This is a genomic window from Mucilaginibacter sp. Mucisp86 (assembly GCF_047324315.1).
Classification (GTDB): Bacteria; Bacteroidota; Bacteroidia; order Sphingobacteriales; family Sphingobacteriaceae; genus Mucilaginibacter.
In genome coordinates this window covers 2,097,264-2,119,275 of record NZ_CP168503.1, presented here as the reverse complement: position 1 = coordinate 2,119,275, position 22,012 = coordinate 2,097,264, and the positions used below count along the sequence as shown (strand labels likewise).

18 protein-coding genes are annotated in these 22,012 nt (G+C 42.6%); 8 read left to right on the top strand and 10 right to left on the bottom strand.

Annotation, left to right across the window (positions count from 1 at the left end; translation table 11 throughout):
• Positions 1 to 20: 20 nt before the first annotated feature.
• The 4 genes from ACEN9X_RS08840 to ACEN9X_RS08825 all read left to right on the top strand — a co-directional run bounded on the left by ACEN9X_RS08840 (position 21) and on the right by ACEN9X_RS08825 (position 3,158).
• Positions 21 to 398 carry a VOC family protein gene (locus ACEN9X_RS08840; RefSeq protein ID WP_413670021.1) on the top strand — a complete coding sequence of 126 codons (378 nt, stop codon included), beginning with the start codon at positions 21 to 23 and terminating at the stop codon, positions 396 to 398.
• Positions 399 to 660: 262 nt separating this feature from the next.
• On the top strand, positions 661 to 1,482 hold the full coding sequence (locus ACEN9X_RS08835) for an alpha/beta fold hydrolase (protein WP_413670020.1): 822 nt from the start codon (positions 661 to 663) through the stop codon (positions 1,480 to 1,482).
• A gap of 128 nt (positions 1,483 to 1,610) precedes the next feature.
• Positions 1,611 to 2,189 carry a Crp/Fnr family transcriptional regulator gene (locus tag ACEN9X_RS08830; protein WP_413670019.1) on the top strand — a complete coding sequence of 193 codons (579 nt, stop codon included), beginning with the start codon at positions 1,611 to 1,613 and terminating at the stop codon, positions 2,187 to 2,189.
• 75 nt (positions 2,190 to 2,264) lie between these two features.
• A complete protein-coding gene (locus ACEN9X_RS08825) occupies positions 2,265 to 3,158 on the top strand; it encodes an SDR family oxidoreductase (RefSeq protein ID WP_413670018.1) in 894 nt (297 codons plus the stop codon).
• A 96-nt stretch (positions 3,159 to 3,254) separates the two neighbouring features.
• Here ACEN9X_RS08825 and ACEN9X_RS08820 read toward each other — a convergent pair whose 3' ends face one another.
• Complete coding sequence (locus ACEN9X_RS08820) at positions 3,255 to 3,965, bottom strand: LytR/AlgR family response regulator transcription factor (protein ID WP_413670017.1); 711 nt, start codon at positions 3,963 to 3,965, stop codon at positions 3,255 to 3,257.
• 2 nt (positions 3,966 to 3,967) lie between these two features.
• Complete coding sequence (locus tag ACEN9X_RS08815; protein WP_413670016.1) at positions 3,968 to 5,080, bottom strand: sensor histidine kinase; 1,113 nt, start codon at positions 5,078 to 5,080, stop codon at positions 3,968 to 3,970.
• Positions 5,081 to 5,378: 298 nt separating this feature from the next.
• Between ACEN9X_RS08815 and ACEN9X_RS08810 the strand changes: the two genes are divergently transcribed.
• Positions 5,379 to 7,646, top strand: coding sequence for a TonB-dependent receptor (locus ACEN9X_RS08810; protein WP_413670015.1), 2,268 nt, complete (start codon positions 5,379 to 5,381; stop codon positions 7,644 to 7,646).
• Between the two features lie 166 nt (positions 7,647 to 7,812).
• Here ACEN9X_RS08810 and ACEN9X_RS08805 read toward each other — a convergent pair whose 3' ends face one another.
• The 3 genes from ACEN9X_RS08805 to ACEN9X_RS08795 are packed head-to-tail and all read right to left on the bottom strand — an operon-like array spanning position 7,813 to position 10,011.
• Positions 7,813 to 8,196: a hypothetical protein gene (locus ACEN9X_RS08805; RefSeq protein WP_413670014.1), complete on the bottom strand. Its 384-nt coding sequence runs from the start codon at positions 8,194 to 8,196 to the stop codon at positions 7,813 to 7,815.
• A 28-nt stretch (positions 8,197 to 8,224) separates the two neighbouring features.
• Entirely contained in the window at positions 8,225 to 9,187 is a 963-nt protein-coding gene (locus ACEN9X_RS08800; protein WP_413670013.1) for a hypothetical protein, read from the bottom strand.
• Complete coding sequence (locus tag ACEN9X_RS08795; protein WP_413670012.1) at positions 9,184 to 10,011, bottom strand: hypothetical protein; 828 nt, start codon at positions 10,009 to 10,011, stop codon at positions 9,184 to 9,186. The genes ACEN9X_RS08800 and ACEN9X_RS08795 overlap by 4 nt, the downstream gene beginning before the upstream one ends.
• A 229-nt stretch (positions 10,012 to 10,240) precedes the next feature.
• On the opposite strand from ACEN9X_RS08795, the gene ACEN9X_RS08790 reads away from it, so the two are divergent.
• A complete protein-coding gene (locus ACEN9X_RS08790) occupies positions 10,241 to 11,473 on the top strand; it encodes an MFS transporter (RefSeq protein ID WP_413670011.1) in 1,233 nt (410 codons plus the stop codon).
• A gap of 67 nt (positions 11,474 to 11,540) precedes the next feature.
• Here ACEN9X_RS08790 and ACEN9X_RS08785 read toward each other — a convergent pair whose 3' ends face one another.
• The 3 genes from ACEN9X_RS08785 to ACEN9X_RS08775 form a co-directional block, all read right to left on the bottom strand.
• Complete coding sequence (locus ACEN9X_RS08785) at positions 11,541 to 11,867, bottom strand: hypothetical protein (RefSeq protein ID WP_413670010.1); 327 nt, start codon at positions 11,865 to 11,867, stop codon at positions 11,541 to 11,543.
• Positions 11,868 to 11,948: 81 nt separating this feature from the next.
• Positions 11,949 to 12,992, bottom strand: coding sequence for an NAD(P)-dependent alcohol dehydrogenase (locus ACEN9X_RS08780; protein ID WP_413670009.1), 1,044 nt, complete (start codon positions 12,990 to 12,992; stop codon positions 11,949 to 11,951).
• 93 nt (positions 12,993 to 13,085) lie between these two features.
• On the bottom strand, positions 13,086 to 13,964 hold the full coding sequence (locus ACEN9X_RS08775; RefSeq protein ID WP_413670008.1) for a helix-turn-helix domain-containing protein: 879 nt from the start codon (positions 13,962 to 13,964) through the stop codon (positions 13,086 to 13,088).
• A 184-nt stretch (positions 13,965 to 14,148) separates the two neighbouring features.
• Here ACEN9X_RS08775 and ACEN9X_RS08770 point away from each other — a divergent pair, with 184 nt between their 5' ends.
• The gene (locus ACEN9X_RS08770) at positions 14,149 to 15,084 is read left to right on the top strand and encodes a DUF6268 family outer membrane beta-barrel protein (protein WP_413670007.1); all 936 of its coding nucleotides are present in this window, start codon (positions 14,149 to 14,151) and stop codon (positions 15,082 to 15,084) included.
• A 33-nt stretch (positions 15,085 to 15,117) separates the two neighbouring features.
• Positions 15,118 to 15,348: a hypothetical protein gene (locus ACEN9X_RS08765; protein WP_413670006.1), complete on the top strand. Its 231-nt coding sequence runs from the start codon at positions 15,118 to 15,120 to the stop codon at positions 15,346 to 15,348.
• 634 nt (positions 15,349 to 15,982) lie between these two features.
• Here the strand turns inward: ACEN9X_RS08765 and ACEN9X_RS08760 are convergent.
• Both ACEN9X_RS08760 and ACEN9X_RS08755 read right to left on the bottom strand, forming a co-directional pair.
• Positions 15,983 to 20,242 carry a two-component regulator propeller domain-containing protein gene (locus tag ACEN9X_RS08760; RefSeq protein ID WP_413670005.1) on the bottom strand — a complete coding sequence of 1,420 codons (4,260 nt, stop codon included), beginning with the start codon at positions 20,240 to 20,242 and terminating at the stop codon, positions 15,983 to 15,985.
• Between the two features lie 255 nt (positions 20,243 to 20,497).
• Positions 20,498 to 22,006, bottom strand: coding sequence for a carboxylesterase/lipase family protein (locus ACEN9X_RS08755; protein ID WP_413670004.1), 1,509 nt, complete (start codon positions 22,004 to 22,006; stop codon positions 20,498 to 20,500).
• Between the last annotated feature and the right edge of the window lie 6 nt (positions 22,007 to 22,012).

Sequence of the window (22,012 nt, the reverse complement as noted above, 5' to 3'; positions counted from 1 at the left end):
GAATAAAATATCAAAAAGCTATGGCAACAATAAACATTCCCGAAAATTATCAGGCTGTAATGCCTTACCTCGTTGTTAAAAACGGCGCTAAATTCATCGAATTTACTCAAAAGGTTTTTGGCGCAACGGAACAGTTCAAAACCATGCGCGATGAGCATATTATTATGCATGCTGAGGTTAACATCAATGGCGGTACCATCATGTTTGCCGATTGTACAGACTCCTATGCGCAGCAAAATGCCGGTATATTTGTTTATGTGGAAAGCTGCGACGATACCTACCAAAAAGCCCTTGATAATGGAGCGGAAAGTATTATGCCCCCTGCCGATCAATCTTATGGCCGGAGTGCCGGTGTAAAAGATCCGTTTGGCAATACCTGGTGGATCACTAATCCCTGATTTTTGTATCGGTGATTATAAAAGCAGTTGCCTGCGGGCTTTCAAATGGAGCTGTCAAAAAAACGTGATGATTTATCGTATGAGGGTAATTTTTGAAGGACGTCGGGGCGCCTCCTGCCTTTAATTTATTACTTTTAGGCTGTCGATAAGCTTTGGTTAGGGTAAGAAATCAGCCCCAGAACATAAGGCATTCATCGACAATGTTTTGCTTAGCAGCCCTACATCTTCAGCGTTTTATTAATCACCATAACTGAAAAACAAAATGAGTAAAATTACAGTAAAAGACGGAACCGAAATTTATTACAAGGACTGGGGAACCGGACAACCATTGGTTTTTCATCATGGCTGGCCCCTGTCTGCAGATGACTGGGATGCCCAGATGTTCTTTTTCCTTGAACAAGGTTTCCGCGTTATAGCACACGATCGCCGCGGGCATGGCAGATCAAGCCAAACTGCAACCGGCAACGAAATGGATACTTATGCAGCTGATGTTGCCGAGCTTGTTGAGGCGCTTGACCTGAAAGATGCTGTTCACATCGGGCACTCTACAGGTGGCGGCGAGGTTATCCACTACGCTGCCAAATATGGAAAAGGTCGTATAGCAAAAGCAGTGTTGATCAGCGCGGTTCCGCCTGTGATGGTACAAAGTGAAAGCAACCCTGATGGTGTGCCGATTGCTGTATTTGATGGCATCCGTGAGAGCACCGCAACTCAAAGGAATCAATTTTACCAGGATCTGACTATTCCGTTTTACGGCTATAATCGTGAAGGTGCTAAAGTTTCGCAAGGTATCAGGGACAACTGGTGGCGCCAGGGCATGATGGGCGGCATTAAAGCACATTATGATTGCGTTAAAGCTTTTTCGGAAACAGATTTTACAGAAGACCTTAAAAGTGTAGATATTCCTGTACTTATTTTGCATGGCGAAGACGACCAGATTGTTCCGTTTGCAAACTCAGCGCTAAAATCTATCAAACACCTGAAAAACGGCAAATTGATCTCCTATCCGGGTTTCCCGCATGGCATGCCTACTACTGAGGCAGCAACCATCAACAAGGATCTTTTAGCTTTTATTAAAGAATAATCTTTTATCAATTACTGTATTAAAGCAAACGGCTATCCCGCAAAGGATAGCCGTTTGTGTTTTGTCATAATCGTTTATCACAATAATATCTGAAGGCTTGCTACTGAAATGTTTATTATTTTTGAGTAATGCATCCGGAATTTGAAACATACCTGCGAAAAGGTAGTGACATGGCTGAAGAAACGATCCGCCGGATCAGTGACATGGCCGTGCCGCGAAACCTGCGCCGTAACGAACTTCTTTTCAGTGCAGGCGAAATATGCAGGCATAAAGTTTTTGTGATGAGCGGATTGTTACATACTTTCAATATCTCTGCCGGCGGTAATCAGCATATCCTGCAATTTTCGCCCGAAAACAGCTGGACGCTGGATGTTGAAAGTTACGATAGGCAGATACCTTCGCAAGTAAGTATTGGTGCAGTAGAGCCCAGCCGTGTACTCAGCTGGCAAAAAAAGGATTTCGATATGTTGCTGGCAGAAGTGCCGCAATTGAAAAAGTTTGCCGAAGACCTCATAGCCCGCAACACGCATTACAGCCGTAAGCGGATCCTGCTTTCATTAAGCGCCACACCCGAAGAAAAGTATGAAGATTTTGTTCAAACCTTTCCAAACTACCTTGCCCGTTTGCCCCTGCGCATGATAGCCGCCTATGTGGGCATCTCCATAAAAACCCTTACCCGCATCAGGCACGCGCAGCTTCAGCGTTAATTGTAATTATGGTCATGTGACCATCTTTGGCAGGATTTTATTGGAGAGTTTTGTATCAAATAAAATCATTGACTTATGCGTGTATTTGTAACCGGAGCCTCGGGATTTGTAGGCTCAGCAGTAGTAAAAGAACTTTTAGGGGCTGGCCATGAAGTACTCGGCCTTGTCCGCTCAGATAAGGGAGCCGAACAATTAGCATCAACAAGTGCCGAAGTATACCACGGCGATGTAAATGACCTGAAGTTTATTCAAAAAGGCGCTGCCGCTTGTGATGCCGTTATTCACACGGCCTTTAACCACGATTTTTCGCAGTATAAAGCTAATTGCGAAGCCGACCGAAAAGTAGTTGAAGCCTTAGGTGCTGCACTGACGGGGACAAATAGGCCGTTGGTTATTACATCCGGCGTTGGCCTGTTAAATTATGGTCGCCTGGTGACCGAAGATGATATGGTGCCCGCCACATCAGATGTTATAGCACGTGCAGCCTCCGAAGAGGCTGCTGCAGTTGTAGCCGCAACGGGCGTGAAAGTTTATATAGTGCGCCTGCCTATTGTACATGGCGAAGGCGATAATGGCTTTGTGCCAATAGTTATCAATATGGCGAAGGAAAAAGGTGAATCGGCTTATATAGGCGAGGGCAACAATCGCTGGCCTGCTGTTCACCGTTCAGATACCGCGGCGTTATATCGTCTGATCGTAGAGAAACAACCGGAACTCAGCGTGATTCATGCGGTAGATGAGCAAGGCATTGCATTTCGGGACATTGCGGAAACAATTGGCAAGGGCTTGAATTTGCCGGTGCTTAGCAAAACCGGTGATGAGGCGGCGGCACATTTTGGCTGGTTTCTGCACTTTGCCGCAATGAATTGTCGTGCATCCAGCGAAAAAACACGTGCTGCTTTAAATTGGCAACCTAAAGCTTCCGGGTTAATTACCGATATTGCTGTAGCCGGCTATCTCCGGAAATAAACAATTTATAACTTAGTGCACAGCAAAGAGGCCCGCGTTATACAATAACAACGGCCTCTTTGCTATGATTAACAGAGGTAGGTACAGTGGCGATGATTATACCCCCCAGGTAACTAAGCCGCGGATAATTTCATAATAGGCGTCGCTCACGGGCAGCTCAATGCCTGCTAATTGCACCTTACGTTTTTGTAAAGATTTTATTTTATGTACCGGAACAATATAGCTGCGGTGAATCCGCTGAAATTTGGCAGCAGGCAGCTTTTTTAACACTTCTTTTAAGGGGATTAATGTAAGAACCGGTTTATCATTGGTTAAATGGATCCGGATATAGTTTTCCATGCTTTCAATATACCTGATGGCGCTCAAAGCGATCTTTATAACCTTGTATTCCGACTGTACATACAGGCTTTCATCTATCTCGTTCGGTTTACCTTTCGCGGCGTTTTTATATTGATGGATCATAAGCGCTTTTTCTACCGCACGGGTAAAGCGTTCAAATTCAATTGGTTTTTCAATAAAATCTATAGCTTCCAACTCAAAACCTTCATAAGCATAGTTCCGGTAGGAAGTGGTGAAAATGATCATTGGCTTTATCGTTAACGATTTTGCCAGGTCGATACCAGTAATATCGGGCATATTGATATCTGAAAAAATCAGGTCGACCGGTTTGCTTTTCAAGAATTCGGCAGCTGAAACTGCGTCTTCAAATGTTCTTATAAGCTGCAAGTCGGGAAAGCGTGATACATACTCGTCTATGAGCCGTAATGCCAAAGGCTCGTCATCAATAGCTATACATTTTAAAGTCATGACTAATTTTGTAAAGTTAGTTGAACAATATACTCCTGGTTATTATCGCTGATATCTAATAAATATTTGCCGTTATATAAATGCTCTAAACGGCGACGGGTGTTCTTAATGCCTATCCCGGTGCCCCCGTATTTGCTATTTGAGCTAAAAATCTTGTTTTTACAATAAAAAACCAAGCTTTCTTCGCTGATATTCAATTTAATACTGATAGTCGATGCTTCGTGTTTACTAACGCCGTATTTGAAAATGTTTTCAATAAAGGTCATTAATAACAGCGGCGCTATTTGCTTTTGGTCAATGTCTCCATCTACTTCAAAGTCAACAATGGTAAGGTTACCTGTGCGTAAACGCTGTAATTCGATATAACTGGTAATACAATCAATTTCGCGTTGCAGTGGGGCAAAATTCCCAGCTATATCTTCTGTAATATAACGCATAATTTTTGAGAGTCGCAACACGCTGTCGGCTGCATGGTCATCTCTTGTTAAAACAAGCGTATAAATATTGTTCATTGTATTGAACAAAAAGTGCGGGTTGATCTGTGCTTTCAAAAAAGAGAGCTCGGCGGTTGCCTTGTCTGCCTCTGCCCGGGAGGCCCTTTGCTCGGTAATTAGCCATTTCCTGATGATTTTGGAAGCGGCACTAAAGGCTAAAAGCGTAAAGAAGATAAAAAAGCTTGTAATATCCAGGGGCTGTTTAAACGGCGACCTGCTTAAAGGCCTGTCCCGGTATGAGGACCGCCCGGGGCTCTGCCCGGGTGGACGTTTTTCGTTATGAGAGTGATATGCGATTACCGGGCGACCAATGTTTTCATGCTCGCTGATATGAAGCAATCTGTCAAAAGGCCGGATACAAAATACGCCAAACAGCAAAAAAAATGCAGCAAAACCATATGCAACACATTTTTTATTGAGTAGCAGCCATTTAACAAAAAAAATATTGCTGTAAAAAACAACCATAAAAGTAAGCCCGAACAACCAGTAATCGGTGTTATGCAAAAGGATGATGATATCGCTAAATCCACTGCCGCTATTCAGAAAGACCAGCGGAATGGCCATGAGCGTTATCCAGCCTGCAATATGCAGAATGATCGAAATAGTTTTAATGCGAGGCATGCTATAAAGTAACACAAACGCTTTGTACAGAAAAACAAACCATCGGTGACAGGGCTAAATGTATAGATGAAATGCCAATACAATTACCTGAAGGCTAAATCTCATCTAAAAGGAACATCAGCATAAAAGATATCGATTTGAAGTATCAATACTCTTTTCGTCACTAAAAACGGGTCATTCATCTATGCCCGGTTTCTTAAATTAAAGGTTGCCGTTAGGTTTACATCGGGTTAAAGAAACTCTTGTGCATTTATCACAATCATACAGAAATAAGTACAGAAGTTATGTGGCTGATAATATGAAATTTAGACTATTGGTATTATGCACACTTTTATTGAGCACCGCGAGATTATATGCACAGGAAAGGGCTATCTCGGGAACGGTTATCGATAGCGTTTCCCATGCCCCAATTAATGGTGTTACCATTGTTTTAAACCCAATAAATAAAACAACTATTACCGGCGAAACCGGGCATTTCTCCTACAGAAATGTAGAGCCGAAAGTACTATCCCTTACTATCACAGCTGTAGGCTATCAAAAAAAAGTAATTGAACTTACCCGGGATAGCTTTATTCCGCTGATAAGCCTGAGCCCAAAGCAAACTTTGTTGACAGATGTGGTGATCACGGCAAACAACCTCAATCCCAATAAAACTATCAGCGAAACGGATATAAAATTACGCGGTGTGTCCAATTCGCAGGAAGTACTGCGCACGGTTCCGGGCTTGTTTATTGGTCAGCACCAGGGCGGTGGTAAAGCCGAGCAGATCTTTTTGCGGGGATTTGACAATGACCACGGCACCGATATCAACATGAGTGTTGACGGTATGCCCATCAATATGGTATCGCAGGCACACGGACAAGGGTATGCCGATAGTCATTTCATCATCCCCGAAACTATTGAAAGCACAGATTACCAAAAAGGGATGTATAATGCGGAGAAAGGAGACCTGGCCGTTACCGGATATGTAAATTTTAACACTGCCAATGCGATAAATACTAACCAAATTAAAATAGAAGGTGGGCAGTTTGATACTTACCGTGTGTTTGGCATGGTCAACTTGCTCGGCAATAAAGCAAAAGCCAATAACCAATCCTGGTATGCAGCTTCAGAATACAGGTATAGCGACGGTTATTTCGATAACCCGCAGCATTTTAAACGCTTCAATTTTTTCACCAAATATCATGGCCGGTTAAATACTAACAATTGGCTAACGGTAAGTGCTTCTGCCTTATCAAGTTCTTGGAAAGCGTCGGGCCAGATTCCGGAAAGTGCAGTGAGCGATGGTTTGGTAGGGTTTTACGGTGCGCTTGATCCCAACGAAGGGGGGATCGCGTCGCGTATCAATGTAAACGCACAGCTTTTAACTCAATTGTCTAATCATGATATCCTTAAAAACCAGCTCTATTATTCGCGTTATAAATTTGACCTGCACACCAATTTTACCTTTTACCTGGCGGATACCGTTAATGGCGATGAAATTCGTCAGCGGGAAGCACGCAATTTGTACGGTTATAACGGTAGTTACAAACACGAGGGGTTTATTGGAAATGCAAAACTCACAACAGAAATGGGGATCAACGTCAGGCTGGATATAACAAAGGGCTCGGAGTTGTCGCACACTGTCAATAACTCCACAGTTATTAATCCTATCAAATCAGGTGATATTACTGAACTGGGTGCGGGAGTTTATTTGAATGAGATATTTCAGTTCAACTCAAAGTTCACTATGAGTGCAGGATTAAGGTTTGATCAGTTCTATTACCGTTATAATAATAAACTGGCTACCGACAGTACACTTCATGGTATTGGTATTTATACCGCCACCAATAATATTGTGAGCCCCAAACTAAATTTTTACTATCAGCTTAATGATAAAACCCAGCTTTATTTATTAACAGGAAAAGGCTTCCATTCCAACGACACGCGGGTAGTGGTAGCGGAGGGCGGTTTGCAAACTCTGCCTGCAGCATACGGTGCAGACCTGGGTACAGTATTTAAACCAGCCAAAAACCTGCTGTTCAACGCAGCCTTATGGTATAGTTACCTGCAAAAAGAATATGTGTACGCCGGCGATGGGGGCTCGGTAGATTTTAGTGGCAGGACCTGTCGCATTGGTTTTGACTTGTCTGCGCGTTACCAACCGCTCAAGTCATTATATTTTGATGCTGATCTGAATTACGCACATGGGCGTTCGCTCGACGACCCGGCCGGGGCAAATTATATTCCTTTAGCTCCGGTTTGGAGCAGCACAGGCGGTGTAACCTATATTTTAAAAAATGGCTTTAACGGAAGCCTGCGGTACCGGTATCTTGGCGACCGCCCTGCAAATGCCGATTATAGTCTGACTGCTCAAGGGTATTTTATTAATGACCTGGTGTTGAATTATACCAGGCCCAAATATGAGATAGGCTTAACTATAAACAATCTCTTCAATGTACGCTGGAAAGAAACTCAATTTGAAACAATAACCCGCTTAAAAAACCAGGCCCCTGTTGATGGCATAGCATTTACGGCGGGGACAAAGTTTGCTGCTTTATTGCATCTAAGTTATTTTTTTAGATGAAAGTTGTTTGAAAAAGAAACCATGTCATTGCGAGCAAAGCGCGGCAACCGCAAGGAAGCATAGCTGCCCTGTATAGTATGCGATTGCTTCGTCGTTCCTCCTCGCAATGACATGATTTTTTGTATTCTGAACACCTATAGTCATTGGCTAACAGAGGCTCAATTTGCTATTGCTTATTAAAAGCGGTCGTTGTTCCTCCTGTGGTTAACTTTATAACCTTCTTTGATTCATCTATGGTACCGGTATAACTTTTTGTGCTATTGTCGTTAAACAAAAGGTCAAAAGAAAACTGGTACTTATCGATTTTACTATTGGTGACATCACCGGTTTTACCTCCAACAGTACCGGAGCCGCTAAGCTTGCCATCCTGATTGCCAAACGTAAATGAATCGGTACTGGTTTGCCAAAAACCTATCAGATCGCCCAAAAGAACAATGACGCCGCCACCACCGCCGCCACCGCCACCATCACTACTTTTACCACAGGTTGTGGTACCAAAAGCTATAATAACGATCAAAATAACATAGAGAGGGGGATTTAACTTTTTCATGATTAAATGCTTTAGTTATTAATGATTATTAATTTTTTAACAGGCTCAGGAATTGTTTTACACGTTGTTCCATGCCAATAAGCTGATCACTAATGGGTGGAACCTGTGTTTCTATTTGTGATTGTATCTGTTTTTTTAGGTTTTCTTTATCTTTTTCAGGTATTTGATTTTGAAAATATTGGTTGATCTGGTTTTTGAGGTCGTTTAAAGGGACTATCTTATTTTTGCCGATACCATAAATGAGCGTATCAGCTATCCCCTCAAACGTTTTGGGAAGCGAAGGATCGTCCCAGTAATCGGCTATCTTTTTTGAGTAGGTGGGATAGTTGACATATAATTTTTCAAATGCCTGGTTAAAACCATTTTGGGTTTGTGCATATTGGGAAAGCGCATTAACATTTACAAAAGCATAAACACCTATAAATTTAAAAGCGATCATTAAAGTTTGTGCCTGCAGGATATAGTTTTGCAAAGCCCCGCTGATTTCAGGATAAAACACATCTATACCATCCTGTTTTTCCCGTGCAGCTCTCAAATCATCGTTCGAATAACCCAACTTTTTAAGATTAGCAGCTATAGAATCAATTTTACTCTGTAATGCCTTCGTGTCAGATTGTCCCTTTTTAGCGGCGTCCTTTAATTGTGACAATGAGGCCATGTAACTCTTGATCTGCCCGCTTGATTGAAAGCTTTCCAACACTATCTGCGTTAGCAGCGACGGATTTTTAGGAATAAGCACCCTCCCGCCAAGTGGGTATAAAACGATATAGCTTTTGTCGGAAGTTTTAATCTCTACCTGCGTGGTATTGCTGTTAATGGCTGCGGTAAATACGCCGGATTCGTTTGTTGTTGCCGGGTTGCCGTCGATAGTTATGGTATAATTTTTAACCAAAGCATTATTGCTTAACAACTCCCCTTTAAAAACAATAGTTTGTCCGTAAGCGCTAAATACGACTGTGCATAAACCAATGATGCAAATTATCCCTTTCATAACTTATTCAGTTGAAGGGTAAGCGGTACTTTCGACGAAAAAATCTGGGTGCTGTTAAAACGCAGCTTTTTTCCGGCGTAAATCCTTACAGGGAGCTCAGTTCCATCTTTTATTGGCAGGGTTAAGCTGAAATTACCTAATTGATCGGCATTGGTTTTATAAAGCCCGTCGGCCAGTACAATCAATACATCGGGCACTGGCTGCCCTTGCATATCTACAACCAAGCCGCTTACAATCAATGAATCTGGCTTTTTTTTAAGATGCAGTTCAACAGGCGTACGCCCGTCAACAGGGATGGTTATTTGCTCGCTCTTCTGATAATAACCAGCAACGGTGGGAGTAACAGTAATACTTTTTCCTAATAAGGTTACGGGCTGTTCGTTAAAAGTTACTACGCCGTTTTCGATCCTTGCCGAGTCGGGTTTGTTGAACAGTACCTTAAGTAATCCGCCATTTACCAATTCATTTTTACTTTCATCGCCAAACACAATGAATTTCGCATCAAATGAATCGGCTTCGGGCTTAAGCTTCAGGCCAAAATAGATGATCAGGCAAAAGATCACAGCCGGTCCGCCAAGTGCTAAAGTGCCATTATGTAATTGGCCGCTATATTTTGCATGGGCTTTTAATGCCCCAAATAAAAACCCCGATGCAATTAAGGCCGCAAAAATCAACAGAAAAAAATAAAGCTGGGGACTCAAACTTGCCGCTTTAGTACTAAAGATCATCAATATTACCGCAGCCGCCACAAACAGCACAAAGCCTAATCCGGTTATAATAACCCAACTCAAAGGCGATACAGCTTTATTGGCTTCTGCAGGCATGGCGATAAAAGGCTGTGTATTATAAAGTTAAACATAATTTAATTTATAATATACAACTTTTTAACTCGCAGGAATTTGCTATATGCTCGATTTGAAATAATTTAAGGCAAATCAGCGGATTCACGATTAATAATTAATTTTTTTGTTGCCTTGAGATTGATACCCTGGCATGCTCTTTATTACTTCCAGCCAACAATCCCCATTTTAGGTATTGTTAATTTTGTGGCAAATGCTTACTACAACCGCCATAACAACGCCGCAACTTAAAAATCGTGCTGTTTCAACAGTATTAGCTTTTGCTTTGTTGCCGCTTTCGGGTTTTGCAACCGACATATATATTCCCTCATTGCCCAGCATGGGTGCTGATATGCATATCAGCAGCATCCAGGTTCAATTAACCTTGACACTATTTTTGATCAGCTATGGTGTATCACAATTGTTTTTGGGAAGCATCTTAGATTCATACGGCCGGTATAAGTTTAGCCTTGGCGCACTGGTGGTTTTTATTTTGGCCAGTTTGGTTATTGCCGTTACACATAATATTTATGTTATTTATGCCATGCGGATCATCCACGGCATTGCAGTAGCCATGATAGTAGTGGCTAAGCGCGCTTATTTTGTGGATGTTTACGAAGGTGAGCGGCTAAAACATTATCTCAGTATGTTTACCATTATTTGGTCGGCCGGGCCAATTGTTGCACCCTTTTTGGGTGGTTATTTTCAAACTACGTTCGGCTGGCAGTCTAACTTTTATTTCCTGGCAGCATTGGCTTCGGTTATAGCTGTGCTTGAAGTGTTTTATAGCGGCGAAACTATTCGTCACCGCACAGAATTTCATTTGAAGAAAATAGCCGGTTTATATGCAGAAATGATCAAGACCACTACGTTTAGCCTGGGCATTCTGATGCTGTGTTTCGCTTATTCAATGGTGATCATGTACAACATGACAGGGCCTTTTATTGTTGAGCACCACTTTAATTTTACGCCGGTAGTTGCAGGCTATTGTTCGCTTATTTTAGGCCTGGCCTGGATGGTAGGGGGCTTTATCGGCCGGGCTCTGATCAGCCGTCCATTTTTTAGTAAGCTGTTCGTTAATATCTTGCTACAGCTATTAGTGGTTACATTGATGATCATCAGCGTAAACTTTGTGAGCAATGTTTATGTAATGGTGTTATTTGCTTTTATAATACACGTAGGAGCGGGATTTACGTATAATAACTACTTCACTTATTGTTTAGGCCGGTTCCCAAAAAATGCGGCCATGTCTGGCGGGCTTACCGGCGGTATGGTGTATGTGATACTTTCGTTGCTTACTTATGTGGTTGTTGCCGCTATCCCGGCTAAGGATGAGCGTAACCTGAGTTATAGCTATTTGGTGTTTATCCTGCTATCAGTTGTGGTAATGCTGGTACTGTTCAGGTTAAACAGAAATTCCAAAGCTCATTTAACGCAGGAAAATTAAGGGTGGATTACTGGAGGTAGGCTGCTTACCTATACAGCAAGTGGAAACCGTAAGTTTTCGTGGGTTTTTATTTAGATTTCTTTTTATCAGAATACCCCTTAGCGTTGATCTTTCCATCTATAATTTCCAAATTGTCGACGGTAAGCTTGCCGATACGCATTTGATCAATTGAGGCCTTTTTTACAGATAAACGCCCAAGATAAAACGCGCCTATAGCAATTGATCCAATTGCAACGCATCCCAATGCAAAGGCCCCTGTTACACCGGCCCCTATCGCCCTTGCGCCTAATGCATAAGCGCCTGTGGCCCCGGCACTCTGTAATTTCTTATTGTTGTCTTTTGTCCACATGATGTTGTATTTAATGTCAATATCGGGATTTAAATTCTTTTTCAATAACAAATCACATGATACCCTACAAAACAAAAAGGCAATGACTCAATGCCATCGCCTTTTTTGGAGACTTTATTTTGTTGATTACAATGTTGCCATATCTATCACAAAGCGGTAACGTACATCGCCTTTCAGCATGCGGTCATAAGCTGTATGGATATCTTTCATGTCAATCAGTTCGATGTCTGAAACGATGTTATGTTCGGCGCAGAAATCAAGCATTTCCTGGGTTTCAGGCAAGCCACCGATCATTGAACCGGCAAGGCTTTTGCGACCGCCGATAATGCTGAACGCTGCAATTTCAGCAGGTTTGGTAGGTACGCCTACACAGACATGTGTGCCATTGGTTTTCAATAAACCGAGGTATACGTTCAGATCATGCTCGGCAGATACTGTATCAAGGATGAAATCGAAAGTGCCGGCTACAGCTTTCATTTGCTCCGGATCTGAAGTTACTACAAAGTGATGAGCGCCTAATTTTTTGGCATCTTCTTCTTTTTTAGCTGAAGTACTTAATACCGTTACTTCGGCACCAAAGGCAACACCAAATTTAACGCCCATGTGCCCCAAACCGCCAAGACCAACAACAGCTATTTTATGACCTTTGCCAATGTTCCAGTGGCGCAACGGCGAATAAGTGGTAATACCAGCACACAGTAAAGGTGCTACTGAAGCCAAATCAAGCTTATCTGAAATACGGAGAACAAAATCTTCATGAACCACGATAGTATTTGAGTAACCACCGTAAGTAGGGGTTTTGTGGTCCTGTTCGTAACCGTTGTAAGTTTGAGAGTGACCATTAGTGCAATATTGCTCTAAACCATCTTTACAGTTGTCACAAACGCGGCATGAATCAACCAGGCAGCCGGTACCGGCCAGATCGCCAACTTTGAATTTTTTTACGTGATCGCCAACTTTTACCACACGGCCAACTATTTCATGACCAGGAACCATTGGGAATATAGAGCCGCCCCACTCGTCTTTGATCTGATGCAGATCGGAGTGACAAACACCGCAAAATAAAATATCGAACTGTACATCATGAGGGCCAACCTCGCGGCGCTCAAATGTCCATGGTGCAAGATCAGTTTCTTTGGTTTGTGCAGCGTATGCTTTTGTTTGTATCATATCAAAATGTTTTATGATACAAAGATGCGGACTATAACAAGAAGGCGTTATTTTATAAAGTTCAAGTTATTTGACTATTCTGTCCAAATCTCTTTACTGCATTTGTACAGTTGGCCGGTGGGCTGATGGCGAACAACCATGATAAGCTTTATAAAGACGCGAAAAATGAGCAAGGTTTTCGAAACCAAGTGAATAGCAAACATCCGTTACTGCCATATCTGCCGTAAGCATCTCCTTAGCTTTAGCCAATCGTTTTTCACGGATCCACTGTGCGGGGGTAACCTGGTAAATGGCAAAGAAATCGCGCTTGAAACTGGAAAGGCTGCGGCCTGAAAGATACGCCAGTTCGGAAATAGAAACAGGTGAGGCATAGTTGTCCATCACTACATTGCGGATATCGCCATGAACCTGCTGTTTAAGCTGTAGCAATTGCTGAAGCATGTTCTTATCCACGTGCACGAGGTCATAAAGCAGCTCCAGCATTTTAAGCCGCATCAATGAACCATCAATACTTTCGGGCTCTTCAAAGTAGGGCACTACCGATTCAAAAAATTTACGCAGGCGTTCCTTAACAGGTTTCACGGCTACCTTTGCCGGCTCAACTGTTTCTACCGATTCAATTTTGGCCATTTTAACAAAATCGCGCAAAAATTCATCTTTCAGGAAAAACATCAGGCTGTTATAGGTAGCGCCCTTTTCGGGATTGCCTACCTTATCATAATTGATCTGGATCGCTTTTTTGAGTAACACCATCTCATTTTTAGAAACAACATAGTCCATGTTGCCATGGGTGATGGTGTTGGTGCCTTCCAATACAACAAGCAGCATATGATCTTCCAGGAACATGGAGCCACGGCTCCGATGCGTAACGGTGCATGACTCCACTATGGATAGGCCATTTAGCTTAATATCCCTATGGTGATAAGGGGCACAAACCAATTCGTCGGGTACTTTAACTGCTTTTTCTATCATCTTCAATAATGGGTAAAGGTACGGGATAATTCTCGAATGGATTTTTCTATTTCGTTCAAAAAATTTGATTATGCGGTTCGGTGTGCATCCTGCCGAAAAATATATTTGGCAGTAATAGGGGTAAGTTGCTTCAGCCGTGTTTAAGGGGCAAATTGAAATAATCTTCTAACAACACACAATTGCAATGAAAGCAACATCTTTAATTTATCTGGTCATCCTTTTAATATCATTTAATTTTACTGCCAACGCCCAACAAAATCAGGCAGCTAATACCGATACCGTATTTAAGCCCAAAATCGGATCTTTTGATGCCGGGTATTCCTATTCACCATTTACCGTTAATCATAAAAATATGAGTATACAGCAGTCAAATGCTTCTATAAACATTCCGCTAATCAACAATTTCAAAGATGGAAAACTTGATTTCCTCCTTGCAGGCGTTAGCTATAGCAGCCTTACCTTGTCCGGTATGGGAAAAACGTTTGGCGGCACCGAGTTTTACTCGGTTTCAGTGCCAATAACATTCCAAAAGTCCTTTTCTCAAAAGTATGCCTTGCTAATATCTGCAATACCCACCTTGTCGTCAGACTTGAAAGATGTATCGGGCGATGATATGTTGTATTCTGGTTTTGCCATGCTGAAGATCCGCACATCAAAAAACTTTTCCTATGCCGTTGGGGCGGGTTATTCGCGTCAGTTCTTCGGTACGATACTGCTCCCTGTTATCGGGATAGAATGGCAGATCAGCGAAAGATTAAGTCTAAGCGGTACATTGCCGGTTTCCGAAAAATTGAAATACCAGCTAAGCGATAAAAGCATTATTGGTTTCAGCAGCGACTTTGGTATTGGCGGAGGCTCATACCGCTTATCAAAGAAAACGGGATCCAATTATTTACAGGTGCAGCAATATAAAAACACGCTTTTTTATAATTATCAGCTGGCTAAAAACTTTTCGGTACAAATAAGTGGTGGTTACAATTTTGTGCAGAAGCTTGACCTTTATAATAAAGACCAAAAGGTTAACTGGGCACCATTTAATGACCTGAACAAACGTGTTCCACTTGCCGAATTGAAAAAGACAGGCCTTACTGTTGAATCGGGAATTAGTTATCACTTTTAGGTTACGCTTTTTAACATCAAATCAAGCACAGCAATGGAAACAATCATTAATCCGATGGTCGAGGTTTTCAAAACCAATGTTGAGAATCCGGCAGATGCCTCAATATTGGTCGCCTTGCTTCAAAAGCAAATCATTAATAGCCGTGTAAATTTCGATCTTGAAGACTGTGATAAAATTCTCAGGGTTGAAGGCACAGATATTTCCCATCGGCGGGTTGTAGCTATTCTTAAAAAACATGGCTATCTATGCGAGCTGCTTGAGTAGGAATAAAACTTCGTCAACTTAACCCGACGTCGTTTTGCTTGTCGCCCCGGGCAATGTCATTAAGTTAAGAAAATCCCCCAGAGGGGGAACAGGTTTGTAGCACATAATATACCGAAAATAACCGTGCCAGAGGTACGGAACAGCGGAGTTGTGTACCTTTGGCACACAAAAAATCCAATTCATTTCTATTTCTACAAACCTTTTGCACCTCTGGTGCAGCCTCTAAAACTCTTAACTTAATGACATTGCGCCCCGAGGCTGTATCATAAATCATGATCAGCCTCTTTTTTTTGCAGGTACTTAAGATATATAGTTTTGGGTTGGATTGATTCTACCAACAAAAAGGGGGTTAACAGGGTTAACAGAATTTAGGGTTAATATTTAACTATGTAATTGATAATTAAATAGTTAAATGTATTTTATGCGAAAAATGTGTTAACCCCCTTTTTTGCATAAATTTTGTATAAATATTATCGGCTAAAATTTCAATTCGTAGGTAACACAACACCAAGACTGCATCATTTGATTTATGATACAGCCTCTTTTATCGTTTTGTTTTTACCCTCTTTGCGGCGAAGCCGGAGAGAGGGTAGTCCAGCGAAGTGCAGATCGGGTGAGTCGACTCGGAGGCTGGTTATCCTAAAACCTGTACCTTTTCCAGTATTGTTACTAAATCTTCCAGGCGCATGGGTTTTGACAGATAATCGTCCATGCCAGCCTGCATACAAATGTCACGATCTTCCTGCATAGCATTGGCTGTCATGGCTACTATGTAGGGTTGATAACCACCTTGATTGCGAATCTGGGCAGTGGCTTCCAGTCCATCCATTTCGGGCATCTGGATATCCATCAAAATAATATCGTAGTCTTTTTCGCCGAGTTTTTCCAGTACAAAAACACCATTGGTCGCCATATCAGGCTGGTAGCCCAGCTTGTTTAATACGCGCTCAATCAGCTTTTGGTTTATCGGGTTATCCTCGGCCACCAGGATCCGAAGCGGATGATCTTTGGCAAAATCGGCAGATAGTACGCTTTTGGCTGCAATTTCGGTCGTAGCTGTGTGGTCCTGGTTAAATGCTTTTTGGATGCTCATGCACAAATGATGCTGCTTAACAGGTTTAACCAATATAGATGAAAATAATCCCGGAAATTTACTTTTGGTTTCATCACCAATGGAGCTTAGCATCACAATTGGCAGTTTTGGGTATTTAATCTTAACCTGGTTTGCCAGGCCAACACCGTCCATTTCAGGCATTTCCATATCGGTTATCAGTAATTTAAAGCTATCGTCCTGTTGAAGTATAGCTAAGGCCCCGGCTCCTGATGAGGCTGTTACCGGCTCCAGCTTCCAATTTTCAAGCTGGGTTCGGAGTATAAATAAGTTAGTGTCGTTATCATCAACTATGAGCACCCGTAATCCGGCTAATGCGGCCAGGTCGCAAACCAGCGGTGTACGTACCGGGTTTTTACTTTTAATGGTTTTGATAGAAAAACTGAACACCGAGCCTTCGCCGTATTTGCTTGTTGCTGAAATATCGCCGCCCATTAAATTCACCAATCGTTGACAAATGGCAAGTCCAAGCCCCGTACCGCCATATTTACGGGTGGTTGATGAATCAACTTGCGAAAATGCTTTGAACAGGCGCGAGATCTTTTCTTCCGGGATTCCGATGCCGGTATCTTTTACACTAAGCCCAATTTCTGCCTCTTCACCAATCTGCTCCTTTAAAAATACTTTAACAAAGATCTCTCCTTTGGAGGTGAACTTGATGGCGTTATTGATAAGGTTGATCAATACCTGTTTTATACGGAGGCTATCACCTACAATGTACAGCGGAACATCTTCGTCGATTTGATAAATGAGATCTATTTTTTGCTGGGCAGCCCTTTGTGCAAAAATATCCATTACTTCTTCAACGGTATGGCGCAGATCGAAGTCTTCATGCTCCACCTCCATTTTACCCGATTCAATCTTCGAAAAATCAAGAATATCGTTTATTACGCTCAGTAAACCTTCACCACAACTGATAATGGTATCGGTATATTCCCGTTGTTCATAATCAAGCTTTGTTTCGGCAAGCAGCGAGGCCATACCTATAACGCCGTTCATTGGCGTGCGGATTTCGTGGCTCATTGTTGCCAGGAAAATACTCTTGGCCTGGTTGGCTTTTTCCGCTTCTTCCCTTGCCTGTTGTTCCTGCTCTGTTTGCAGCACCAATTTATTATTAAGCACATGCAGATGTTCGGACTGAACCTGCAGCTCTTCCGATTGTGCCTTTAACTCTTCCGACTGGGCTTGCAATTCTTCGTAAGCTTCCTGCAATTCAGTTGATTTTACCTGCAGCTCACCGGCTTTTTGCACAACCTCGCGGGTACGTTCCTGCACAAGCTTTTCAAGATGCGCTTTCTGTTTTTGGATTGCATTGATACGGTAGGCGTAAAAGCTGTAGGCAGCTGTTATAATAAACAGTAATACCAGCAGCCTGAACCACCATCGTACCCAAAACGGCGGGGTGACTACAATAATGACCGATGCGCCAATGTTATTCCAAACCCCATCGTTATTGGATGCCTTTACATGAAAGGTATAAGTTCCCGGATCGAGATTGGTATAAGCTGCCCGCCGCTCCATACCGGCATTGATCCAGTCTTTATCCTGTCCATCCAGCTTATACCGGTAAAGATTGTTACGGCTTACGATATAATTAAGCGCGATGAAATTAAAGGCGATGGATGATTGATTGTAATTAAGCGTTATTTTTCTTGTAAAGCTTATATCGTTTTTCAGCAAAGAGTCCTGTTTTCCCGGTACTATCGATTTATTATACAATTGAAAATCGGTTAAGTAGACGGGGGGGATAAATGTGTTGGCTTTTATTTTTTCGGGATAAAACCTGTTGAAGCCTTTAATGCCGCCAAAATACATCTCACCATCGCGGGTTTTAAGGTAGGCATTGGCTTCAAACTCGGTGCCTTGTAAGCCATCATAAGTGTTAAATTGCTTATTGTCGCCTGTTTCAGGGTTTAAGCGATTGATCCCTGTGGATGTGGAAATCCAAAGATTGTGTTTTTCATCTTCGGTAATTCCCTTGATGTAGTCGGTGCTTAAATTGCCTTTAGCCGTAAACAGGTTGAATTTGTTATTGGCCTTATCAAACAGATATAAACCGGCCATCCCAATCCAAACCCGGCCTTTGCTATCGGTAAAAATTACCCTCGAATCGGTTTTCTTTTTTTCATGATCAAAATAATGCGAAAAACGACGGGTGTTTAAGTTATAACAGTTAAGGCCGCCATCATCAGTACCAAACCAAATATTGCCATCTTTATCTTCGCCCACCGAAACAACGTTGTTCCCTTCAAACGAGGTTTTGCCATCCGGGTCTTTCAGTATGCGGGTAAATTTGTGCGTTTTGGTATCCAGCAAATTAAGGCCGCCGAAGTACGAAGCCACCCAAAAGTTGCCGCGGCTATCCAGCAACATTCGCTGCATAAAATCCGAGCTTACCGCATTATGGTCGGCGGCATTAGCTTTAAAACGGGTAAACTTTCCGGTTACCGGGTTCATGAGGTTGATGCCACCCCCCCAGGTGCCTACCCAAATGTTGCCTTGCGCATCTTCGGCAATATCCTGTATGGCGTTAGTGGAGATACTTGAACCATCATAAGGATTAAATTTATACTGACGAAACTGATCGGTTTTACGGTTAAACAGGTTAAGGCCGCCGCCATCGGTACCTATCCAGATGTTGCCCCTGCTATCCTCAAAAAAAGCCTTGACATCATTATAGCTTAAGGTGGTTTCATTGATGCCTTGCCTGTAGAGCTTAAATTTATCGGTTTCGGCTACATACAAATTAACCCCGCCGCGGTGTGTGCCTATCCAAAGGTCATGTTGTATATCCTCATAAATTGCCGAGACGGTGGTGTTTGAAAGGCTGCCTGCGTTTTCGGGCCGCGGAAAATACCTGACAAATTTATTGCTTTGGGCATTAAACAAGTTCATGCCCTGGTTAATAGTGCCAATCCAGATATTTCCATTACTGTCACAAAGCACCTGTAATACCAGGTTACCCGACAAGCTGCCGTTATCCATATCATCATGCGCAAACAATCTGAAATGTTTACCCTGTGTGTCAAATGTCGCTACGCCCTGTCCGTTAGTACCAATCCAGATGTTGTTGGCTTTATCGGCCGTAATGGATGTAATATCGCAGCCGGCAACAGGCCCGTTAATTGTAAATGGTTTAAACGCGTGTTTAGCGGCATCAAATACACAAAGACCATGGCGTGTGCCTACCCATAAAGTACCCTTGTTGTCTTTGTAAAGTGTGTTTATGGTGTCGCAGCTGACACCTGTCCCGTTTTGCTTATTATGCCCGTAATGTACAGTCTTACCCGTTTTGATATCGAGCAGACTTAATCCGTTACCTTGTGTACCTACCCATAAATGGGTATCATCCTGCGCTGTCACTGCGGTAATGGTTGTGTTTTTAAAACCCCAGGCCGAAAATTTATTAGTAACCGGATCAAAGCTATTCAGGTTATAATTGGTGCCGATCCAAAGTTTATGAGCTGCATCTTCGTAAATACAATTGATAAAATTATCGCTTATGGTAGCCTTATCTGCAGGATTGTTTTGATAGATGAGCACTTTTGAGCCGTCATACCGGTTTAAGCCATCGCGTGTGCCGAACCACATAAAACCGCGGCTATCCTGAAAGATGCAATTTACTGTGCTATTTGAAAGCCCTTGTTCGTTGCTGATATGCCTGAACCGGGAGTCGGAGATCTGGGCAGATAAGCTAAACGGAGCCCCTGAAATAAAAAGCAGTAAACACGCCAGAAATTGTGCAATGTGACGGCAATAAGCCGCGAATTTTGGATCGGCCATTTAACGTAGGGGTGTCATTAAGTAACAGTAATAATACTTAAATTATCTCAAAAATATTTACGAAACGCTTTAAGTATCTCGTATAAGCATTATTAATATATTAACCGGATTTTAATTAGGCTATATTTTTCTCAATAATTTTATGATGTATACGGTAATATTTGCAACCGGGTTTTGAAAACAAATAAAGTTTTACCAATTAAACTACTGTCAATTATCGGGAGGGCTTGAATAATGTTTAGTCGGATAGAAAATCTACTTCAAAATAAAACAAGAAGAAGGGCTGGCCTTGTCGTTGTAAATTTTACTAAGCTGCACCGGACCTGATATGCTATCAAAAATCATGATATTGTTTTCGCCGGCTACAAAATGCGGCCATGGTTTGTCATTTATCAGGCCGGGGGCCTTACCCTTTATAAAATTAACCCAGGTTTGGTGTATTTGGCTGGCGAGCTTCAGCTCGGTATCATTAAAATTATTTTGATGAGGCAGAAGCCAAACATAGCCTAATTCATCGGCGTGGGTAGCGCCGGTACCGTCGCGTTTGTAGTCGAACCGGTACATCCAAACGTGGTTGCCTGCCTGCACCAAAGTGTTGGCCAGCCGGTAACTGTGCATTTGGTACATGTATTGTGTAAGTACTTTTATGGCCGCACTATCGGCATTGCCATTTTTAGCTTCACTTTCAAAGTTTGATAGAACATAACGGTAGTTATCACCAAACCATCCGTACAGTACTGTACTATCGGGATGATTAAGGCGCTTATCAAAACCCATAAACATTTTGCTTTCAAATTTATTGGTGCCGATCAGGAAACGTACTTTATCATTCCTGTTTTTACGAATGTATTGATAAGGATCCTCTGAAATAACAGAACCATCTATTACGGGGCCGAAATAGTTGGTGCCCTGTGCGCCGTTGCTGATCTTTGCCTGTGCTGCTATAAGTTTCTCGGCAGAGATGTTGAGCAGTTCGGCTGGTTTGGTAACGCCCAGTTCGGTCATTAGGCGTCGCCTGATGCCTTTGGCCGTAACAGAATCCCTGATGCACTGTACTGCACCGCTTTCTAAAATTTGCTGTTTAAAATAGCCTTTAGATTGTGGCGTTGCCAACAGGGCACTGGTTAGTTTGGCCCCTGCCGACTCGCCCATTACGGTAACATTTGATGCATCGCCGCCCATGGCAGCAATGTTTTGCCTGATCCATTTCAGCGCCATGATCAGATCAAGCAAACCATTATTACCCGAAGATTGGTAGGCTTTACTTACATCCCCCAAATACATAAAGCCAAAAACACCAAGTCGGTAATTAATGGTAACGGTAACAACACTGTCATCGTCGGCGAAGGCGTGCCCGTTCATCCCCATACCCGAGCCTCCTGTAAGCGAACCCCCGTGCACCCATACCAGTACCGGAAGTTTGGCATCCCTGGCGGTTGTAGGGGTATAAACATTTAACGAAAGGCAATCTTCACTGCCTTTAAGTCCGCCAGCGCCGCCGCCCTGTGATGCGGGACTGCCAAACTTCATGCAGGAGAGAGTGTCTTTCCACGATGTCGTTGGCTGTGGTGGCATAAAGCGTAAAGGGCCAACCGGTGGTTTGGCATACGGAATACCTTTAAACACCAATGTCGGCCCTTCCTCAATACCTTTTATCCATCCGCCTGATACTTTGGTTACAACTGTTTGTGCGCAGGCGTTAAAGCCTAAAAACATACCCAGTAAAAATGTGCATACCGGTATCCGGAGGATGATATTCTTCATAAATGG

Bases quoted from the DNA above. Each gene is read 5' to 3' on its own strand.
- ACEN9X_RS08840 (WP_413670021.1), top strand. From the start codon at position 21: ATGGCAACAATAAACATTCCCGAAAATTATCAGGCTGTAATGCCTTAC.
- ACEN9X_RS08835 (WP_413670020.1), top strand. From the start codon at position 661: ATGAGTAAAATTACAGTAAAAGACGGAACCGAAATTTATTACAAGGAC.
- ACEN9X_RS08830 (WP_413670019.1), top strand. From the start codon at position 1,611: ATGCATCCGGAATTTGAAACATACCTGCGAAAAGGTAGTGACATGGCT.
- ACEN9X_RS08825 (WP_413670018.1), top strand. From the start codon at position 2,265: ATGCGTGTATTTGTAACCGGAGCCTCGGGATTTGTAGGCTCAGCAGTA.
- ACEN9X_RS08820 (WP_413670017.1), bottom strand. From the start codon at position 3,965: ATGACTTTAAAATGTATAGCTATTGATGACGAGCCTTTGGCATTACGG.
- ACEN9X_RS08815 (WP_413670016.1), bottom strand. From the start codon at position 5,080: ATGCCTCGCATTAAAACTATTTCGATCATTCTGCATATTGCAGGCTGG.
- ACEN9X_RS08810 (WP_413670015.1), top strand. From the start codon at position 5,379: ATGAAATTTAGACTATTGGTATTATGCACACTTTTATTGAGCACCGCG.
- ACEN9X_RS08805 (WP_413670014.1), bottom strand. From the start codon at position 8,196: ATGAAAAAGTTAAATCCCCCTCTCTATGTTATTTTGATCGTTATTATA.
- ACEN9X_RS08800 (WP_413670013.1), bottom strand. From the start codon at position 9,187: ATGAAAGGGATAATTTGCATCATTGGTTTATGCACAGTCGTATTTAGC.
- ACEN9X_RS08795 (WP_413670012.1), bottom strand. From the start codon at position 10,011: ATGCCTGCAGAAGCCAATAAAGCTGTATCGCCTTTGAGTTGGGTTATT.
- ACEN9X_RS08790 (WP_413670011.1), top strand. From the start codon at position 10,241: ATGCTTACTACAACCGCCATAACAACGCCGCAACTTAAAAATCGTGCT.
- ACEN9X_RS08780 (WP_413670009.1), bottom strand. From the start codon at position 12,992: ATGATACAAACAAAAGCATACGCTGCACAAACCAAAGAAACTGATCTT.
- ACEN9X_RS08775 (WP_413670008.1), bottom strand. From the start codon at position 13,964: ATGATAGAAAAAGCAGTTAAAGTACCCGACGAATTGGTTTGTGCCCCT.
- ACEN9X_RS08770 (WP_413670007.1), top strand. From the start codon at position 14,149: ATGAAAGCAACATCTTTAATTTATCTGGTCATCCTTTTAATATCATTT.
- ACEN9X_RS08765 (WP_413670006.1), top strand. From the start codon at position 15,118: ATGGAAACAATCATTAATCCGATGGTCGAGGTTTTCAAAACCAATGTT.
- ACEN9X_RS08760 (WP_413670005.1), bottom strand. From the start codon at position 20,242: ATGGCCGATCCAAAATTCGCGGCTTATTGCCGTCACATTGCACAATTT.
- ACEN9X_RS08755 (WP_413670004.1), bottom strand. From the start codon at position 22,006: ATGAAGAATATCATCCTCCGGATACCGGTATGCACATTTTTACTGGGT.